Source organism: Streptomyces sp. NPDC046197, assembly GCF_040646295.1.
Classification (GTDB): Bacteria; Actinomycetota; Actinomycetes; order Streptomycetales; family Streptomycetaceae; genus Streptomyces.
On sequence record NZ_JBEYZY010000014.1, the window covers coordinates 79801 to 98854 of the forward strand.

Annotated in this window: 12 protein-coding genes and 1 pseudogene; 3 read left to right on the forward strand and 10 right to left on the reverse strand. The window is 71.7% G+C overall.

Going from position 1 to position 19054, the window contains the following annotated elements; all coding sequences use genetic code 11:
- The 3 genes from AB0A61_RS21010 to AB0A61_RS21020 form a co-directional block, all read left to right on the forward strand.
- Window positions 1-2957, forward strand: a 2957-nt coding sequence (locus AB0A61_RS21010; RefSeq protein ID WP_361294023.1) for a lysylphosphatidylglycerol synthase domain-containing protein, incomplete at its 5' end; no start/stop codon positions are given.
- Between the two features lie 72 nt (window positions 2958-3029).
- Window positions 3030-4577, forward strand: a complete 1548-nt coding sequence (locus AB0A61_RS21015) for an alpha/beta hydrolase (RefSeq protein ID WP_361294025.1) — start codon at window positions 3030-3032, stop codon at window positions 4575-4577.
- Between the two features lie 134 nt (window positions 4578-4711).
- Window positions 4712-6268 (forward strand): alpha/beta hydrolase, encoded by a 1557-nt coding sequence (locus tag AB0A61_RS21020; RefSeq protein WP_361294028.1) that lies wholly within the window; start codon window positions 4712-4714, stop codon window positions 6266-6268.
- Window positions 6269-6350: 82 nt separating this feature from the next.
- On the opposite strand, the gene AB0A61_RS21025 is transcribed toward AB0A61_RS21020, so the two are convergent.
- The 10 genes and pseudogenes from AB0A61_RS21025 to AB0A61_RS21070 all read right to left on the reverse strand — a co-directional run bounded on the left by AB0A61_RS21025 (window position 6351) and on the right by AB0A61_RS21070 (window position 19023).
- On the reverse strand, window positions 6351-7517 hold the full coding sequence (locus AB0A61_RS21025) for a cytochrome P450 (protein ID WP_361294372.1): 1167 nt from the start codon (window positions 7515-7517) through the stop codon (window positions 6351-6353).
- A 126-nt stretch (window positions 7518-7643) separates the two neighbouring features.
- Window positions 7644-9014 (reverse strand): annotated as a pseudogene (locus AB0A61_RS21030) (FAD/NAD(P)-binding oxidoreductase); the annotation flags it as partial.
- Window positions 9011-9238: a ferredoxin gene (locus AB0A61_RS21035; RefSeq protein WP_361294031.1), complete on the reverse strand. Its 228-nt coding sequence runs from the start codon at window positions 9236-9238 to the stop codon at window positions 9011-9013. The gene AB0A61_RS21035 and the pseudogene AB0A61_RS21030, both read right to left, overlap by 4 nt.
- A gap of 452 nt (window positions 9239-9690) precedes the next feature.
- Window positions 9691-10869, reverse strand: a complete 1179-nt coding sequence (moeZ, locus tag AB0A61_RS21040; RefSeq protein ID WP_361294034.1) for an adenylyltransferase/sulfurtransferase MoeZ — start codon at window positions 10867-10869, stop codon at window positions 9691-9693.
- Window positions 10870-10932: 63 nt separating this feature from the next.
- Window positions 10933-11682 (reverse strand): spherulation-specific family 4 protein, encoded by a 750-nt coding sequence (locus tag AB0A61_RS21045; protein ID WP_361294037.1) that lies wholly within the window; start codon window positions 11680-11682, stop codon window positions 10933-10935.
- Complete coding sequence (locus tag AB0A61_RS21050; protein ID WP_361294040.1) at window positions 11670-12632, reverse strand: NAD-dependent epimerase/dehydratase family protein; 963 nt, start codon at window positions 12630-12632, stop codon at window positions 11670-11672. Before AB0A61_RS21050 ends, AB0A61_RS21045 begins: the two co-directional genes overlap by 13 nt.
- Window positions 12633-12879: 247 nt before the next feature.
- A complete protein-coding gene (locus AB0A61_RS21055) occupies window positions 12880-14241 on the reverse strand; it encodes a hypothetical protein (protein ID WP_361294043.1) in 1362 nt (453 codons plus the stop codon).
- On the reverse strand, window positions 14238-16013 hold the full coding sequence (locus AB0A61_RS21060) for a DUF3492 domain-containing protein (RefSeq protein ID WP_361294046.1): 1776 nt from the start codon (window positions 16011-16013) through the stop codon (window positions 14238-14240). The genes AB0A61_RS21055 and AB0A61_RS21060 overlap by 4 nt, the downstream gene beginning before the upstream one ends.
- A gap of 455 nt (window positions 16014-16468) precedes the next feature.
- A complete protein-coding gene (locus AB0A61_RS21065) occupies window positions 16469-17917 on the reverse strand; it encodes a DUF3152 domain-containing protein (protein ID WP_361294049.1) in 1449 nt (482 codons plus the stop codon).
- A gap of 8 nt (window positions 17918-17925) precedes the next feature.
- Complete coding sequence (locus AB0A61_RS21070) at window positions 17926-19023, reverse strand: alpha/beta hydrolase (RefSeq protein WP_361294052.1); 1098 nt, start codon at window positions 19021-19023, stop codon at window positions 17926-17928.
- Window positions 19024-19054: the final 31 nt, after the last annotated feature.

The window sequence follows — 19054 nt, forward strand, 5'->3', positions numbered from 1 at the left end:
CCGTCCCCGGCTCCGGTGACACGGACGGAACCAAGGCCGTCCCCGGCTCCGGTGACACGGACGGAACCAAGGCCGTCCCCGGCTCCGGTGACACGGACGGAACCAAGGCCGTCCCCGGCTCCGGTGACACGGAGGGCGCGAAGACCCGCCCTGGGCCCGACGCGGGCGGCAGCAACGCCCGTCCCGGCGCCGACGCCGGGTCGGCCGAGGGGGGCCGGGCGGCCGACGCCGGGTCCGCCGAGGGAGGCCGCGCGCAGGCCGCCCAGAAGCCCGCCGGGACAGCCGGAGGTGGCCGCGCGCAGGCCGCCCGGAAGCCCGCCGAGGCGGCCGAGGTGACGCACATCGACGAGCTGGAGGGCGACGAACCGCTGCTCCCCGCGCGCGTGCACCGTCCCTCCGATCTGATGCGGCTGCTGGTGGGGGTTCTCGCCATCGCCGTACTGCTGGCGATCGCCGCGTTCGCCCACGGCACCACCTCGGGCCTCGAACAGGACATCAACAAGGGCACCGGGCAGGCACCCGACCTGCTCATCAAGATCGCCGGCCTGGCGTCCAGCATCGCGATCCTGCTCGTGCCGGTCGCCTTCGCGATCGAGCGGCTGATCAAACGGGACGGGCTGCGGATCGCCGACGGCGTGCTCGCGGCGGTCCTCGCGCACGGAGTGACTCTCGCCACGGACCTGTGGGTCGCCAAGGGCGCCCCGAACTCGCTTCAGGAGGCGCTCACCCAGCCCTCCCCCGGTGACATCCACGCCCTGACCGACCCGGTGCACGGCTATCTCGCCCCGGTCATCGCCTACATGACGGCGGTCGGCATGTCCCGCAGACCGCGGTGGCGCGCGGTGCTGTGGATCGTGCTGCTGCTCGACGCCTTCTCGATGCTGGTCACCGGCTACACGACACCGTTCTCGATCGTCCTGACGGTGCTGATCGGCTGGACCGTCGCCTACGGCACGCTGTACGCGGTCGGGTCGCCGAACGTCCGTCCCACGGGACGCACGCTGATGGCGGGCCTGCGGACCGTCGGCTTCCATCCGGTGAGCGCGGCCCGCGAGGAGGCGGCGGAGACCACCGAAAACGGCGACCGCGGGCGGCGCTACTTCGTCACCCTGGAGGACGGCCCACCGCTGGACGTCACGGTCGTCGACCGTGAGCAGCAGGCCCAGGGCTTCTTCTACCGCCTCTGGCGCAACCTGACACTGCGCGGCTTCGCCACCCGCAGCAGCCTGCAGTCGCTGCGCCAGGCGCTGGAGCAGGAGGCGCTGCTGGCCTACGCGGCCATCGCGGCCGGCGCCAACGCGCCCAAGCTGATCGGCACCTCCGAGCTCGGCCCGGACGCCGTGATGCTCGTCTACGAGCACACCGGCGGACGCACGCTGGACTCCCTGTCCGACGAGGAGATCACCGACGAGCTGCTGCGCAACACCTGGCAGCAGGTACAGGCCCTGCAGTCCCGGCGCATCGCGCACCGCAGGCTCGCCGGCGACGCGATCTTGGTGGATCGTTCCGGCAGGGTGATCCTGACGGAACTGCGCGGTGGCGAGATCGCGGCCGGCGATCTGCTGCTGCGCATGGACATCGCACAACTGGTGACGACGCTCGGCCTCCGGGTCGGCGCCGAGCGAGCCGTGGCCTCCGCGGTCGGCGTCCTCGGCCCGGACGCGGTCGCCGTCTGCCTTCCGATGCTGCAGCCCATCGCGTTGACCCGCTCCACGCGGGCTACCCTGCGCCGGCTGGCCCGGGAGCGGGCCCAGCGGGAGCGCGAGGCCGTCCTGCAGGCCTCCCGGCAGGCCAAACAGGCCCGCCTGGAACAGGCCTCGGATGACGACGGCGGACCCGTCGCCCTGGAAAAACCCGACAAGCCCGACAAGCTCGACAAGAAGGCCGTCCGCGCGCAGGCCCGGGCGGAGAAGCGAGCCATCGACGAGGCCCTGGACGAGGCGCGTGAAGAGGACCTGCTCACACAGATCCGCCACCAGGTACTGCGGATCAGGCCGCAGGCACCGGTGGAGCCGGCCCGGCTTGAGCGGGTGCGGCCGCGCACGCTGATCAGCTTCATCGCGGGCGCCATCGGCGCGTACTACCTGCTGACCCAGCTCACCCATATCGAGTTCGGCACGCTGTTCTCGCACGCCCAGTGGGGCTGGCTGGTGGCCGCGGTGCTGTTCTCGGCGCTCAGCTACGTCGCGGCGGCCATGGCCCTGCTGGGGTTCGTGCCGGAGCGGGTGCCGTTCCTGAGGACGGTGGCGGCGCAGGTCGCCGGGTCGTTCGTGAAGATCGTGGCGCCCGCCGCGGTCGGTGGCGTGGCCCTGAACACCCGATTCCTGCAGCGCGCGGGAGTGCGGCCCGGTCTCGCGGTGGCGAGCGTCGGCGCGTCACAGCTGTTCGGGCTGGGCTGCCACATCCTGATGCTGCTGTCCTTCGGCTACCTGACCGGCACCGAGAAGACGCCGTCGCTTTCGCCGTCCCGTACGGTCATCGCGGGTCTGCTGACCGTCGCGGTGCTCGTGCTCGTGGTCACCTCGGTGCCGTTCCTGCGGAAGTTCGTCGTCACCCGCGTGCGGTCGCTCTTCGCGGGCGTCGTGCCGCGCATGCTCGACGTGCTGCAGCGGCCGCAGAAGCTCGTCACCGGCATCGGCGGCATGCTCCTGCTGACCTTCTGCTTCGTGATGTGCCTGGACGCGTCGATCCGGGCCTTCGGTGACAACTCGACCTCGCTCAGCATCGCCAGCGTCGCCGTCGTCTTCCTCGCCGGCAACGCGCTCGGTTCCGCGGCCCCGACCCCGGGCGGCGTGGGGGCGGTCGAGGCCACGCTCACCGTCGGTCTGATCGCCGTCGGCCTGCCCAAGGAGGTGGCCGCACCCGCGGTGCTGATGTTCCGGCTGCTCACGCTGTGGGTGCCGGTGCTGCCGGGCTGGCTGGCGTTCAACCACCTCACGCGGAAGGGTGCCCTGTAGGCCGGGTGCCGGGCGTACTTCCAACGGTCCACGCCCCGCGCGGGTTGCCGCGTACGGCGTGAGGATGGAGGTATGCAGAATCCCCCCGGGCTGCGCGCCGCCTCCCTGACTGCAACCGCTCTCCTGCTGTCCTCCCTGTTGGCGAGCTGCGGGGGCAGCGCAACGCCCAGAGACGGGGATCTGTCCGCCCAGAAGCTGAACTGGACGGACTGCCCGGCTCCGTCCGAGTCGCAGGGCGGCGGGGCCGCGCCGTCCCCACTGCCGAACGGTGACAAGTGGCAGTGCGCCACCATGAGGGCGCCCCTCGACTGGAACAATCCCAAGGGCGACACGATCGGCATCGCGCTGATCCGGGCGAAGGCCACCGAACCCGGCAGGCGCATCGGTTCGCTGATCTTCAACTTCGGCGGCCCGGGCGGCTCGGGCGTCACCACGCTGCCCGCGTTCGGCCAGGACTACGGCGCCCTGCGCACCCGCTACGACCTGGTGAGCTTCGACCCGCGCGGGGTAGGACGCAGCGCGGGTGTCAGATGTGAGAGCGACGCACAGCTCGACCAGTACTTCCAGCAGGACGCGATCCCCGAGAACGCCGCCGAACGCGCCTCGTTCGTGAACAACACCAGGCAGTTCAACGCGGCCTGCGGGAGGAACTCCAAGGCGGTCCTTCCGCACGTGCGCACCACCGACGCGGCCCGCGACATGGACCTGATGCGACAGGTCCTCGGCGACAAGAAGATGCACTACTTCGGCATCTCCTACGGCACCGAACTCGGCGGTGTCTACGCCCATCTGTTCCCGACACACGTGGGCCGGGCCGTCTTCGACGGGGTCGTCGACCCCACGGAGGATCCCGAGCAGGGCGCGCTGGGACAGGCGAAGGGTTTCCAGCTCGCGCTCGACAACTTCGCTCAGGACTGCACCTCGAAGAGCACCGAGTGCCCGATCGGCAGCACACCGCAGGATGTCAAGGACCGCATCGCCAAGCTGCTCAAGGACCTCGACAGCAAGCCCATCCCCGGCGTCTTCCCGCGCCGGCTGACGCAGACCGCCGCGACCAACGGCATCGCGCAGGCCCTGTACTCCAAGGACTTCTGGCCGTACCTCACCGAGGGTCTGGAACAGGCCTACGCAGGTGACGGCAAGGTCCTCATGCTGCTGTCCGACTCGTTGAACGGCCGCAGCGAGAACGGCGAGTACAGCAACCTCACCGCCGCGAACGCCGCCGTCAACTGCTCCGACGAGAAGCCGCGGTACAGCCCCGCGTACGTGCAGCAGAAGCTGCCCGAGTTCCGCGCCGCCTCTCCGGTGTTCGGGGACTTCCTGGCCTGGAGCATGCTCAGCTGCACCGACTGGCCCGTGGCCGGTTCCGCCGACCACCCCGATGTGAGCGCCCCCGGTTCCGCGCCGATCCTCGTGGTCGGCAACACCGGCGACCCGGCGACGCCGTACGGGGGCGCGAAGAAGATGGTGGACGCCCTGGGCAACGGTGTCGGAGTCGAGCTGACCTACAAGGGTCAGGGGCACGGCGCCTACGACAGCAAGAACAAGTGCGTGCAGGCCACGGTGAACAGCTACCTGCTCGACGGAAAGGTCCCGCCGGCTGGCACGGTCTGCTCTTAGCCCACCGCGATCCGGCAGCAAAACCACAGGTCAGACGGTTATCCACAGGCTTCCGTGGGGTCGGCCGATCCTGCCTACCATGGCCTCAACGCTTCCCGCGACCGACGTGCGGAGCGTTCATGAGGGGGGTGCGCATGTCGCGTTTCGTACGGCTGACGGCCGCGGTCGCCGCCGCGGTGCTGCTGACCGGATGCAACAGCGGATCGTCCCGGGGAGGCGGGAGCGAGGGCAAGGGCCGGTCTGCTCCCGCGCCCACGCCGCCGACCGCCGGCGCCGCCGGGACCTCGCCCGCCCTGCCGTCCTCGCTCACCTCGCAGCGGCTCGACTGGGGCCGCTGCAAGGCCACTTCGAACTCGCCCGCGCCGGGCGGCGACTGGCAGTGTGCCACGCTCAAGGTGCCGCTGGACTGGGCACGGCCGGACGGCGGGACGATCGGCCTCGCCCTCGTCCGTGCCAGGGCCACCGGCGGCGACCGTACGGGCTCGCTGCTGTTCAACTTCGGCGGCCCGGGCGGCTCGGGCGTGGCCGCGATGCCGTCGTACGCCACCACGGTCGCCGCCCTCCGGCAGCACTACGACCTGGTGAGCTGGGACCCGCGCGGGGTCGCCTCGAGTGAAGGAGTGCGCTGCCGCAGCGACCGGCAGATCCAGGCCGCCGAGAGTATCGACGCGACGCCGGACACCCCGGCCGAGGAGCGGGCGTATCTCCAGGACGCCACGGAGTTCGGCAAGCAATGCCAGAAGGCCATGGGCAAGCTGCTGGCGCATGTGTCGACGACCGACACGGCCCGCGACATGGACCTGATGCGACAGGTCCTCGGCGACACGAAGACGCACTACTTCGGCATCTCCTACGGCACCGAACTCGGCGGTGTGTACGCCCATCTGTTCCCCACACACGTGGGCCGGATGGTACTGGACGCGGTCGTCGACCCGACCGCCGACTCGGTGGGCCACGCGCTGAACCAGACCAGAGGCTTCCAGCGGGCGCTGGACGACTACCTGACGTCCACCGGGCAGGACCCGAAGCAGGGCTCGCAGAAGATCGCGGCCCTGCTGAAGAGGATCGACGCCGAGCCGCTGCGCACCTCGTCCGGGCGCAGACTGACGCAGACGCTGGCGCTCACCGGCATTGTCCTGCCGCTGTACAGCAGGGACAGCTGGCCCACGCTCACCAGCGCCCTGGCCGCCGCGCAACGCGGTGACGGCACCCAGCTGCTGTCCCTAGCCGACACCTACAACGACCGCGACGCCTCGGGGCACTACGGCACGACGACCCAATCGCAACGAGTCATATCGTGCCTGGACGACAAGCAGCGACCGACGCCCGCCCAGGCGAGGCGACGACTTGCACAGTTCGAGAAGATCTCACCCGTGTTCGGCGACTTCATGGGCTGGGACACGGCCGGCTGGTGCCACGACTGGCCGGTGGCCGGTCAGTACGACACTCCGGAGGTCAGTGCGCCGGGTGCGGCGCCCATCCTGGTCGTCGGCAACACCGGCGACCCGGCAACCCCGTACGAGGGCGCGCGGAAAATGGTCGACGAGTTGGGCAGGGGCGTCGGCGTGGAGCTCACCTGGAAGGGCGAGGGCCACGGCGCTTACGGCAGCGGGAGCGACTGCGTCGACTCCACGGTCAACGCCTATCTGCTCAAGGGGGCGGTCCCCCAGGACGGCAAGGTCTGCTCATGACAGCGGGACGGACAGTCGGCGTCCGCTGCCGGCGCACCAATTGGACGGACCCTGGCAGGACGCCAGGGCACAACGCTCGACGTCAAGTGGCGTGCGCGGCGCGACCTTGCAACCGCCCTCGGCTGCCGCGGCAGCCGTCACCCTGCTCGATGTGCAGATGGATCGGACCGCGAAGAACGGGACTGGGCCGGTACGGCGGCGGGTCGGCGACCAGCCGGGGTCGCTCGAGCCGGCGTACCAGCTCGGTCAGCGCGATCTGGGTTTCCCGCCGGGCCAGCGGCCCGCCGAAGCACAGGTGGATGCCGCTGCCGAACCCGAGGTGCTGGTTGTCACGCCGATCGGGGTCGAAGCGGTCGGGATCGTGGAAGCGCTTCGGATCGCGGCTGCCCGAGGCCAGCATGAGGATGATCCGCGAACCCTTGGGAATGACGGTGTCGGCGACGGTGATGTCGCTGTAGGCCGCTCGCCAGGGAATGATGTGCACGGGGGGCTCGTAGCGCAGCAGTTCCTCGACCAGCGGCACGATGAGGTCCGGTTCGTCGCGCAGTCGCTGCAGCACCTGCGGGTGGCGCAGCAGCGTCAGCATGCCGTTGGTGATGAGGTTGACGGTGGTCTCATGGCCGGCGATGAGCAGCAGTCTGGCGGTGGCGACGATTTCGTCGTCGGTCATCCGACCGTCGGGCCCGTCGTCGTTGGCCAGTCGGCCCAACAGATCGTCGCCCGGCCGGCCGTGGCGGTGTTCCACCAAGCCGCCGAGGCACTGGCGCAGGTCCTCGCGGGCCTGTACGCCCTTGTCCAGTTTCTCCTTCGGGTCGGTCTTGGGGTTGTAGTCGTTCGAGTTCATGATGTCGTTCACCCAGAGGTGGAACCTCGGCTCGTCCTCGCGTGGCACGCCGAGCAGGTGGCAGGTCACGGTTACGGGGAACCGGAAGGCGAAATCGTCGACGACGTCGATCTGCTCCTTGCCCGCCAAATCGTCGATCAGGCTGCCGACGGTGGCGGTCAGGAAGCCTTCCAACCCGGTCACCAGCCCAGGGGTGTGCGGGGGGCCGAAGTGACGCATCGCCATACGCCGCAGGCGATCGTGCTCGGGCGGGTCCATGTGGATGAAGGACGACGTGGGCTCGGCTGAGGGCGGACGCAACAGGTTGCGCAAGTCGGAGCTCAGATGGGGGTCATTCAGTATGTCCGTGATCTCACGATGGGTACTGATGACGTAGCTGCCGTCCTCCTGCCGGGCCACCGGCATCCGGCGCAGTTCGGCATACAGCGGGTACGGGTCGGCCCGGGCTGAGTAGTCGAAGATTCGTTGCAGCGTGCCGGGCGTCTCGGTCGTGGTCGTCTGGCCTTCCTCCTGTCGATGCCGGTGCACGGCCGTGACGCGGCGCTCACCCGGGGCATGGCCTGTGACGACCACGGTGGCGCCCTGATCGAGCAGGGTGGTGCTGGGGAAGTCGACGGGCACCGGCTTCGTGTCGGCCGACTGGTCCGGCGTGGGGCAGGGGGGCGGGAAAGGCGCGGCCGTCTCGATCAACCGTCGATAGTGGCCCAGCCACTTGGCGTTGTTGAAGCTCACGGCAGCCGTGACGCGGCCCCTGAAGCCGTATGCGGTGACGAAACGGTGGTCGTCCAGCGATCCGTGGGTGACGACCACCTCGTCGGCGAAGGTCGGCACGCCGACGGACTTGATGTTGACACCGAACTGGATCGACCAGAACAGCGGGATGGACAGGTGGGGCCGGCGGTCCGCCTGGGCGCTGACCATGTTGTGCGCCGCGACCTCGGCCTGCTCCACGGCGTTGACCCAGTGTTCCATCGAGATGAGCCGGTACTCGTAGATCGGGTTCGGGTAACGTGCCACGTCTCCCGCGGCGAAGACGTCGTCGGTGACGCGGCCGTTGATGTCGAGGGCCCGGCAGCCCGTGTCACAGGTGATTCCCCACACGCCCGCCGCCAGTCCCGACTCCCGCAGCCACTCGGTGTTGCGGATGCTCCCGAGTGCCACCACCGCCACGTCGGCGTCGACCGTGCTGCCGTCGTCGAAGTGGGCACGGCGAAACCGTCCCTGCGCGTCGCCCTCAAGCCGGGTGACCTTGACGCCGCAGCGCAGGTCGACGCCGTGAGCGCGCTGCATGTCCGCCGCAACCTCACCGATCACGGCACCCAGCGCCCCGGCCAGCGGGGCCGCCCCGAGTTCGGCGACGGTCACCGGGATGTCCCGCTCGCGGCAGACGGAAGCGATCTCGGAGCCGGTGAACCCCGCGCCGATGACCAGGACCCGGGAGGGCCAGGCTGCCAGGGCCTGTTGCAGACCCTCGGCGTGCTCGCGCGTACGCACGACGAACACTCCGTCCAGGGCCGCCTCGCTCTCGACGAACCAGGGCCGCGCCCGTACCCCGGTGGAGATCAGCACCCGGTCGAAGGGAACCTCGCGTCCGTCGGCGAGACGCACGTGGTTCGTCGCGAGGTCCAGCCCGCCGGCGGGCACGCCCAGCAGCCACTCCGCATCGATCTCACGACGGCGCGGCAGCGTGGTGCCGTCGGCCGGCACCCACCCGGTCAGTACCTGCTTGGACAGAGGAGGCCGGTCATAGGGTTCGCCCAGCTCGTCACCGATCATGGTCAACGATCCGGCGAAGCCCTCGTCGCGCAGAGCCTCCGCGGCCCGCAGCCCCGCCAGTGACGCCCCGACGACCACGATGCGGCCGTCGCGCTTGAACGCTCGCAGATCGTCGGCGCTGGTCATGACGGCGACGCCTCCACCGGTACGTCCCGCCCCTCCAACCGGTCGACGAGAATCGCCTGGACCGGGCAGGCCGCCGCGGCACGCAACACCTGGTCGCGCTGGGCGTCGTCAGGGTTCGGGTCGTACATCAGCGCTTCCTCGCCGTGCATCCGGAACACGTCCGGAGCCAGAAACGCGCACTGCGCATATCCCTCGCATCGGGAAAGATCAACGACCACTTTCACCCCGACCTCCGCAGGGAGTGGGAGCTGTAGACCCTCAAGCCGGCGCCACTCCGGCGCGCAACGAAGGGGGATTCGGCCGCTGCCCACCCCTGCGAAGTGCGAGGGGGTGCACCGCGCTCGTCGGGTCCCTATGGAAAGAATCAATATCGCGGCCAAGGCGATCGGCGCCTGCCAAGGGCGATCCTTGGTTGCGGCTGCATTTGGTTACGTAAGCGGCGCTCTTTTGGATTGCCGTTTCAAGGAAACCGTGTGGCGCGGTGCGCCGGAATGCCGTCAGGGAATCGGCGGTGCACCCTCCGTCGTGGCCGGCTGTCGTCGGCTGCGGCGCAGCGAACCTCGTTCTGGGCCGTGCGAGGCCAGCCGACGCCGACCGGCAACGACAGAAGCCCACGGCATCCGAGCAGCTCAGAGCCGTGGGCTTCGGCAGTCCCGCTGGTCAGCGGGACCCGTGCTTAGTAGACCGGCTTGTGCGGTTCGATCTGGTTGACCCAGCCGATCACGCCACCGCCGACATGGACGGCGTCCGCGAAGCCGGCGGACTTCAGCACGGCGAGGACTTCCGCACTGCGGACACCCGTCTTGCAGTGCAGGACGATCTTCTTGTCCTGCGGGAGGCCCTCCAGGGCGGTGCCCATGAGGAACTCGTTCTTCGGGATCAGCCTGGCGCCCGGGATGGAGACGATCTCGTACTCGTTCGGCTCGCGGACGTCGATGATCTCGATGCTCTCGCCGTCGTCGATCCACTCCTTGAGCTGCTTGGGAGTGATCGTGGAGTCGGCGGCCGCCGCCTGGGCCTCTTCGGAGACGACGCCGCAGAAGGCCTCGTAGTCGATGAGCTCGGTGACGGTCGGGTTCTCGCCGCAGACCGCGCAGTTGGGGTCCTTGCGGACCTTGACCTGGCGGTACTGCATCTCCAGGGCGTCGTAGATCATCAGACGGCCGACCAGCGGCTCACCGATGCCCGCGAGGAGCTTGATCGCCTCGTTCACCTGGATGGAGCCGATGGACGCGCACAGCACGCCCAGCACGCCGCCCTCGGCGCAGGAGGGGACCATGCCGGGGGGCGGGGGCTCCGGGTACAGGCAGCGGTAGCAGGGTCCGTGCTCGGACCAGAAGACGGAGGCCTGGCCGTCGAAACGGTAGATCGAGCCCCACACATAGGGCTTGTTGAGCAGCACGCACGCGTCATTGACCAGGTAGCGGGTCGCGAAGTTGTCCGTGCCGTCGACGATCAGGTCGTACTGGCCGAAGATGTCCATCACGTTGTCGGCTTCGAGCCGCTCCTCGTGAAGGACCACGTTCACATAGGGGTTGATGCCCTTGACCGTGTCACGTGCGGACTCGGCCTTGGAGCGGCCGATGTCGGCCTGGCTGTGGATGATCTGGCGCTGCAGGTTCGACTCGTCGACCTCGTCGAACTCCACGATGCCGAGGGTACCCACGCCCGCCGCGGCCAGGTACATCAGCGCCGGCGAGCCCAGGCCGCCGGCACCCACACAGAGCACCTTGGCGTTCTTCAGCCGCTTCTGCCCGTCCATCCCGACATCCGGGATGATCAGGTGGCGGGAGTACCTGCGGACCTCGTCTACGGTGAGCTCGGGGGCCGGCTCGACCAGGGGTGGCAACGACACGGGGACTCCGTTGGTCGGTCAATCACTACAGTTGTTCTCCTGGTAACACTGCCACGGCCTTCTTCATTCCGAGACACCCGTTCCGACCCGCGAGACGATCTCGTCCCAGTAGCCGGGCAGGGCCTCCCAGGGGTCGGCGCGGCCGCCCCGGGAGGTGCGGTCGGTGAACCAGATCGTGGCCGCGCCCTGCCAGCGGGCGATCCGCAGCGCCTCGTCGAGATGCCCGCGCGGGACGCCGTGCACGAAGTGGCAGAACCGCTGGGGCGGGTGGTCGGCGGTCCACTCGGCGACCTGCGACCAGCGGTAGTCGCTCCACGGGCCGGAGTAGGTCACCAGCTGGTCGGCGTACTCGGCGTAGCCCGGATGCGGGTGGATGCCGTGGCCGAGCACGACATGGGCGTCGTCGCACAGCGTGCGGAGCGTGGTGATCACGCTCCGGGTCCCGGCCAGGGCCGCGCGGTCGGCAGGGCAGCGGTCCAGGAGGAAGCCGTCGACCTGATACCACTCGGCATACCGCCGCGCCTCACTGATCAGGTCGCTGCCGACCCGGGCGCCGCGCGCGGTGTCGAGGCGGCCGAGGACCCGGATGCCCCCGTTGCGCAGCCGCCCCGCCGCCTCCAGGCAGTGCGGGTCGAGTCGGACCCCGGGGCCGTCGGCGACGTCGAGGACGACCCAGTGCAGAGGTGTGCCCGGATGCGTGAGCTCCGCCCACTCCGCCTGGGCGACCAGGGGGTGCGCACAACCGGGAACACCGAAGCCGGTGCGGACGTCGGTGCCCGGTGTGCCCGTCGGCGTGCCGGTCAGATACGGCATGCCGCCTCCATCCAGATGTCGGCGAGGGACTCTTCGAGGTTGATCCGGGGCCGCCAGCCGAGCCGGTCGCGGGCGGTGCGGACGTCGGCCTGCTGCCAGTTGCCGCAGCCGTCGGGGTAGGGGTAGGCGACCGGGGCCGGGTGGTCGGAGTCGGTGCGGGGATGCCCGATGACGGGCCTGAGGTGGCCGCCGGGCGGTCCGTCCAGCTCGTTCAGGGCGCCCCCGTATCCGGCGACGCGTGCGAGGACGGCGGCGGCGTCGCGCAGGCGGACGGCACGGCCCGAGCCGATGTTGATGACGCCCTGCGCCGCCGAGAGGGAGGCGGCATGGACGGCGCGGGCCACGTCGCGGACATCGACGAAGTCGCGCTGGATGCCTAGGCCCCCCAGCTTGAGTTCGCCGTCGCCGGACTGCATGGCGCGGCGCATGGCCTCGGCGAGCCGGCCGAGCGGGGAACCGGCCGGTGTACCGGGCCCGGCGGGTGAGAAGATGCGGAGCACCACGGCGTCCAGGCCCGAGCCGAGGACCAGCTCGGTGGCGGCGAGCTTGCTGACCCCGTACGGGCCACCGGGGCGGGGCACCGCGTCCTCGGCCGTGGAGGACCCGGGCTGGCTCGGGCCGTACTCGGAGCTGCACCCGATCTGCACCAGGCGGGCGCCGCAGCCGCTGCGGCGCAGGGCCTCGCAGACGGTGGCCACGGCGACCGTGTTGTGCCGGGTGAGTTCGCGGGCGCCGCCTCGGGTCGCCCCCGCGCAGTTGATGACGACGCCGGGGTGGACCGCGTCGAGGAACCGGGTGAGCGCGCCGGGGCTGCCGGTCGCGAGGTCGAAGCGGACGTCGGCGTCGTCGCCGCGGCCGAGCGCGGTGAGCTGGACGGCCGGGTCGGCGAGCAGGCGGTCGGCGACGAAGCGGCCGAGGTATCCGTTGGCTCCGATCAGCAAGACCCTCATCGGGCGGCTCCCGGGGTGTGCGCTCCGGTGGCTCCGGATGCTCCGGATCGGGAGGTGGTCATCTGGTGTTCTCCTTCAACGGGGTGTTGCGGTTGGCTCCGGCGGTGCGGCCGGGTGCCTGCGGCCGGTCGGGGCCCGGCTCTGCCCGCGACTGCGGCCCTTGGAACGAGCGCGTCGCGTGGCCCGTGGCCCGCTCGGGGGGCGCGCCGCGGGCAACTTCGGGGACGCCGGGGTCGGCGGGTGTGTGTCACTGCCGCCCCTGCGCGTGGGCCGAGGCCCTGGTCAATGTGCGGGTCGCGGGGATCAGGAGGGCCAGGGCCGCCGCTCCGCAGGCGAGGGTCGGGACCCCACCCGGGCCCACGGCGCTCGTGACGGCGCCGACCGGCTCGGCCAGGAAGCCGCAGCCCGGGAGGCGGGCGGAGAAGACCGTGGCCAGGGCTGCCGCCTCGATCCCGGCCGCCACGGCCAGGGCGGCGGCCGGGGCGCGGGTGGAGCCGTGCAGGGCGAGGAGGCGGGCGAGCAGCAGCAAGGCCCCCAGACTGAGAGTCCGGGCATAGCCCGCGGGCTGGTGCAAAGCCGCGCCGCACACGGCGGTCAGCACCGCCAGCGCGGCCAGGAACAGGGCGAAGGTGGCGAGCAGGAGCGGCCGTACGGAGGCGGCGAACTCCTCCAGGCCGCGGCTGACCGCCAGCCTGCGCCGGGCGCCCGCGGCCAGGAGGTGGGCGGTCCAGGCCGCCGGCGCGCAGGCAAGGGCGAGGGCCAGTACGGGTGCGGTGGCCACGGGCCAGGGGCCGGTCGGATCGCCGTTCGGCGGCGCGTCGGGGCCGCCGCCGAGGGCCGCGGCGAGCAGGCCGTCGCCGAGGAGGGCATAACCGAGGAGGGCGTAGCCGACCAGCCAGCACGTCCGGGTGCGGGCGCCGGGTGCGGGGAGGCGGGACGGCGCGCGTCCTGCGGTACTCAGCGGACCGTGGCGAAGCACGGCGCGCACGCCAAGGGCCAGGCCGAGCAGACCGGCCGCGGCCACCGCGGCGCGCGGGCGACCCTCGGTGAGGCGCAGCCCGGTCACGGCCGCCGCGCACAGCGCGCCGGGGAGCAGGCCGATCAGCGCCCGGTGGGCGTGGACGTGGGACGGCGCCACGGACTCCGGGGGCGGTGCCGTCTCCGTGTCCCGGGGAACCCGGGCGTACATCTCCTCGGCCAGGGAGAAGACGTCACGGTGGCGGAAGCGGGCGGCGGTCCGGTCGGTGACTCCGTGTGCCTCCAGGGCCGCGGCGATCTCCAGGGGGTCCACGGCCCGTTCGCACAGGAGCCGGTGGCGGTGCATCAGGGTCTTCACGGGGTCCACGCCCCCGCGTCGGACGCCGGCGGCGGGCCTCCGAACGCCATCGGCGGGCGATCGAGCTCCCTGGGTGACATCGGGCTTCTGCCCGGCGCCGGCCCCCGGCGTGGCGCCGGCCCCCAGCATGGCGCCGGCCCCCAGCGTGCCGTCGGCTCCCGGCGTGGCGTCGGGGATTCGGGGCGGTTCCGCGCACCACTCCTGGGAACATGCGTCTCGTGCGCCGGGGCTGATCGGGGCCCCGGGACGGTCCCGCTCCTTCGGGGCGCTCATCGGGCGGCCTCCGAAGCGGTCACGGGGGCCGTGGACCGTGCCGATAACGCGTCGGCCGCCCGGCCGGGGCCGCCGCGGGCCACGACGTGGGCGCCGGGCACCGCCCAGCGGCCGGGTACGTGGGCCTCGGCCGGGGTGGCGAACGGGAGAGGTTCACCACTGTCGTCGAGGACGACGCGCCGGACCGGGCAGTGCGAGACGATCTCCAGGTAAATGCCGTGAAATGCCGTGATGTTCTGCTCGACGGTGAACAGTTCGAGCGCGCGGGCGCGGGCGGCGGCGCCCAGGCGCATACGGCGCTCGGGGTCGCGCAGCAGAGACACACACGCCTCGGCGAGCGCCCGCGGGTTGCGCGGCGGCACCACGAGTCCGGTGCCGCCGATGGCCTCCACGACCGCGCCGACGTCCGTCGAGACGGTCGCGCGGCCGCAGAACATGGCCTCGACGAGGCCGACGGGAAAGCCCTCGACGACGCTCGACAGGACTACCACGGCGCCCGCGGCGTACGCCTCGGCGAGGGTGGGGATCTCCGGGCCGCCGATCTCGTCGAAGGACACCGGGTTGCGACCGACGGAATGCGGGCTCTCGGCCTCGTCCGGGAAGAGCTGGGCGGCCAGCGCCCTGCAGTGGTCCAGGTAGGCCGCACCGTCGGAGTCCGCCGCCGAGCCCATGATCCGCAGCCGCGCCTTCGGCTCCTCCCTGCGGATCTCCGCGAAGGCGTGGAGCAGGGACATCAGGTCCTTGGCGGGTTCGACACGTCCGACCCACACCAGCGTGTGGGGGTCGGACGCCTCCGGCGACTCGCCGACCTCGGTGAAGGGGGAGGCGTCCATGCCCGGGTGGACGGTGCGCAGTTTGGCGCGGTCGGCCCCGCAGTGTTCCTGCCAGCGGCGGGCGTGCGCGTTGCCGGGGGTGAGGACGGCGGCCTGCCGGTAGGTCTCGGCCGCGAGTCGGGTGTGGAAGGCGGCGAGCAGGGCGCGGGCGGCCGGTGCGGTGCCGTCGGCGCCGGAGGTCAGGTAGTGCGAGCGCAGCGGTACGCCGTACTCGGTGACGAGCAGGGGGACACCGCAGAAGTGGTGGGCGAGCAGTCCGGGCAGCGCGGCCGTGCCGCCCGCGGCCGTGTGGCAGAGGTCGGCCGCGCCCAGGCCGTCGTCCTCGTACCAGTCGAGCGAGAGGGGGCGCAGCGCTCGTTCCAGGTGCGTGGCGACCACGAGCAGGTCCGGTACGCGCGCCTCGCGCACCGCGCGCCGGGCACCGGGCGCACGACAAGCGCGTTCCAGCGCGCGGACGGCGGATTCCGAGCGGGGGGCGCCGGCCAGTCCGCCCTCGTCGCGGGCGAGTTCGGCGAGCGCGTACAGGGCGCTGCCGAAACGGTCCGCCTCACCATCCGGGCCGCCTCGCCCGACGGTGTCGCCGGGATCGACGCCGCTTCCGGCGCAGAGCACCGCCGCCAGTTCGGCGTAGCACTCGGCGAAGCGCCGGCGCGCGCGGCGCCCACGCAGCCATCCGTCGCCGGTCACCGCCCCTGCGACGCCACCCTTCGGACGGCCTCGCCAGATGTCGTCCTCGGCCGCCCACAGGGGTGCCGTACGGATCCGGCTGACCTGCGGCGGGAGCGGGACCCAGCCCTCGTCCTCCTGCTGCCGGCTGCGGCTGAGCGCGTAGATGTCGAACTCGTGCCGCCCGAGCCCGCGCACGAGCCGGTCGCACCAGAGTCCGGCGTCACCGCGCACATACGGATAGCCACCCTCCGTCACGAGTCCGATGCGCACGAGCACACCCCCGATCTGTCCCGAATGGGAGCCGCCGTCGCACCGGCGGCTCGCAGCGGGACGAACGTATGCGGACATGAGGGTGGCGCGACGGACGGTTGTCCATCGCGCCACCAAAAGGGGTGAACGGTCGTAACTTTCCCGCGCAGGCCGCGTTCCGTCGCACTAGAAGATCATTTGGACACGGGACGTCACGTCACGGCCGACTCCCGCCGGCCAACTCCGGCCGGGCAGCGCGCCGCAGGGCAGCTCACCGCTGGGTGCCGACCTCCGGATCAGGGGCCGGTACGGCGGCCAGGAGCTGCCGGATGCACGGACAGCGGTCGGAGTGCGCCCCTTGGAGCCCCACGTGCTCCCAGCAGCTCCAGCAGCTCCAGTAGCTCCAGCACGCGCCCTGAACGCGCTGGGCGATCAGGGCGCGTCCACCCGTGGAACGCGACCCGGGTGGCCGGGCGTCAACTGCTGGGGTAGGGCCAGGCGTTGGGCAGACAGTGGATTCCGTCGTGGTCCAGGAACTTCGTCTGCTGCTGCATGACCGGCGCCAACTCGCCGTTCTTGTCGCAGGTGACGTGGCCGTGACCGAGCCGGTGGCCGACCTCGTGGTTGATCAGCATCTGCCGGTAGGCGTACATCTTGTCGCCGTAGGTCTTCGAGCCCTGCGCCCACCGGTACGCGTTGATCATCACGCGCTCGGTGGCGGCGGAATCGCACGAGACGTTGTCCTCGGTGGTGTCCAGGCCGGACTTGGCGCACCACTTGGCGGTGGTGCCGGGGCTGGCGAGGGTGATCACGAAGTCGGGTTTGCCGGAGTAGATGCGTTCGAAGGTGCGGGCGCCGTCGTGGGCCCAGCTGCGGTTGTCGTTGAGGGTCTTCTGCACGGCCTCGGCGAAGAGCTCGCCGTCGAGGCCGAGCCCCTTCTCGACGTCCACGCGGTAGGTGTACTTCTGCCCCTTGCCGGGCGCCCTGTCGAAGCCGGGCACCGCCTCGAACTCTCCCGACCCCATGAGGCTCGGGCTGAGCGGGTACTTCGTGTTCATCTTCTGCGCGTACGACAGCGTCGACAGGCCCGGCGTCGCGGACGGGGCCGCTTGGTCGTCCGTGCCCGCGGTGCCGCGGGCCTGGTCGGTGGCGGGGTGCGACTGCACGCCGGTGCCGGTACGGCCGTCGGCGACCTGGCCGGCGACGACGACGGCGAGCGCCGTGGTGACGGCGGCCGCCGCGATGCCGGTGAAGGTGCGCCCCTTGACGCCCTTTTTCCGCTCCGGTTCGCCGGCCGGCGGCGCGGTGCCGCCGGCTTCCACTTCGGCGTCCCGTTCGAGGACGTGCGGATCCGCGGAGTGCACGGCGCCGCGTGAGCGGGGCGCGAAGACGTCGTCGTCCTCGTCGAAGGCGTTGAGGTAGTCCTGCCGGGGGCCGGTGCCGGTGGGCGATGCCTGCCGCTGCCGGGGTATGGAGGGACCCGGTCCCGCGGGACCGGTGCGGGCGGCACCGGACCGGGGCGCCCCGAGCCCGCCTGCGCCGCGCGCCCCCGACTCACCCCAGCCGCCCCCTGCTTCCCGCTGCTCCGGATGCCCGCCACGGGCATTCGGAAGACCCCGCGCGGGCGTGCCGTCGGGCAGCCGGGGAATGCCATGGGCGGGGGTGCCGTCGGACAGCCGGGGAATTCCATGGGCGGGCGTGCCGTCGGGAAGGCCGACAAGCCGCGGCATGCCGTGAGCGGGCGTGCCGTCCGCCGGGCGCGGCACCCCACGGGCAGGCGTGCCATCGGCCAGGCGCGGCACCCCCTGTGCGGGCATGGCGTCAGGCCGGGTCCGTGCCGGTCCCGGCAGTGAGCCCTTGCGTTCTGCGGTCGCGTCCGCGGTGTCGCCCTTGGGGGCGGGCCCGCGACGGCTGTGGCGTCCCACCTCGCCCCTCAGCCTCCCGTACCCACGCCGGAGGTCCCGTCATCGGACTCCGTACCGGCAGCCCCGCTGCCCGCCCGCGCGGTCGCGGACCGGCCGTCGTCCCTCACCCGGGCGCCGAGGGCCTCGGCGTCCTTGGCCGCCCGATCGTCCAACTCGCCCGTCTCCGCCAGGAGTTCCCGGAAGGCGGTCGCCACCGTGTCCGAGTACTCCATCATCGCCACGTGGCCCGCGTCCGGCAGGGTGAGCAGGCGGGAGTCGCGGAAGGCGCGGGCCGCCCGGTGGGCCATGCGGAAGCCGACGAGCTGGTCACGGCCGCCGTAGATCAACAGTGTCGGCGCGAGAACCCGCTCGGCCTGACGCCACAGCCCGTGCTGGCCGCCCAGCGTGTACGCGTTCACGATGCCGCGCGCGGAACGGGCCATCGCGTCCCAGAAGTAAGGCAGCTGCAGCCGCCGCTCCATCTCCTCCACGGCGTGACGGAAGCCCTCGGGCGTGACCCGCCCCGGGTCGCCGTAGCACAGCGCCATGACCCCGCGGACCCGCTGCTCGGCCGTCCACTCCCTGGTGAGCCGGGTGAAGAGCGGGGCCACGCCCGGCACCGAGAGCAGCACCGTCGGCACGGCGGAGCGCTGCACGCGAAGCTCGGGCAGTGCGGGCGAGACCAGCGTGAGCGTCCGTACGAGGTCGGGCCGCAGCGCGGCGACGCGCGTCGACACGGCGCCGCCCAGCGAGTTGCCGAACAGGTGGACCGGTCCGCGCTGCGAGGCGTCGAGATAACGGATGACCGCGCGCGCGTGCCCGGTGACGGAGTAGTCGCCGTCGTCCGGCGGCGGGGAGTCCCCGAAGCCCGGCAGGTCCACGGCCTCGCCGTCGACGGTCCCGTCGAGCAGCGCCATGAGAGCCGACCAGTTCTGCGAGGAGCCGCCGAGCCCGTGGACGTACAGCGCGGGCGGCAGCCCCTCCCGCGCGGGGGGCCTCGACCGCACCGTCAGGGAGATGCCCGGGAGTCCCATCGACCGCAGCTGTTCGCCGTCCGCGACCCTGACGGGTGCCACCCTGGGGAGAACATTGGCGGGCGACACGGAGGGCAGCTCGGTCGAAGACATGTGCCAATGTTACGAGACGATCACATAGTGG

What these genes read in the sequence shown, in the direction of transcription:
- AB0A61_RS21015 (WP_361294025.1), top strand. Translation starts at nt 3,030, where the DNA reads ATGCAGAATCCCCCCGGGCTGCGCGCCGCCTCCCTGACTGCAACCGCT.
- AB0A61_RS21020 (WP_361294028.1), top strand. Translation starts at nt 4,712, where the DNA reads ATGTCGCGTTTCGTACGGCTGACGGCCGCGGTCGCCGCCGCGGTGCTG.
- AB0A61_RS21025 (WP_361294372.1), bottom strand. Translation starts at nt 7,517, where the DNA reads ATGCCGGTGGCCCGGCAGGAGGACGGCAGCTACGTCATCAGTACCCAT.
- AB0A61_RS21045 (WP_361294037.1), bottom strand. Translation starts at nt 11,682, where the DNA reads ATGCCGTATCTGACCGGCACGCCGACGGGCACACCGGGCACCGACGTC.
- AB0A61_RS21050 (WP_361294040.1), bottom strand. Translation starts at nt 12,632, where the DNA reads ATGAGGGTCTTGCTGATCGGAGCCAACGGATACCTCGGCCGCTTCGTC.
- AB0A61_RS21055 (WP_361294043.1), bottom strand. Translation starts at nt 14,241, where the DNA reads ATGAGCGCCCCGAAGGAGCGGGACCGTCCCGGGGCCCCGATCAGCCCC.
- AB0A61_RS21070 (WP_361294052.1), bottom strand. Translation starts at nt 19,023, where the DNA reads ATGTCTTCGACCGAGCTGCCCTCCGTGTCGCCCGCCAATGTTCTCCCC.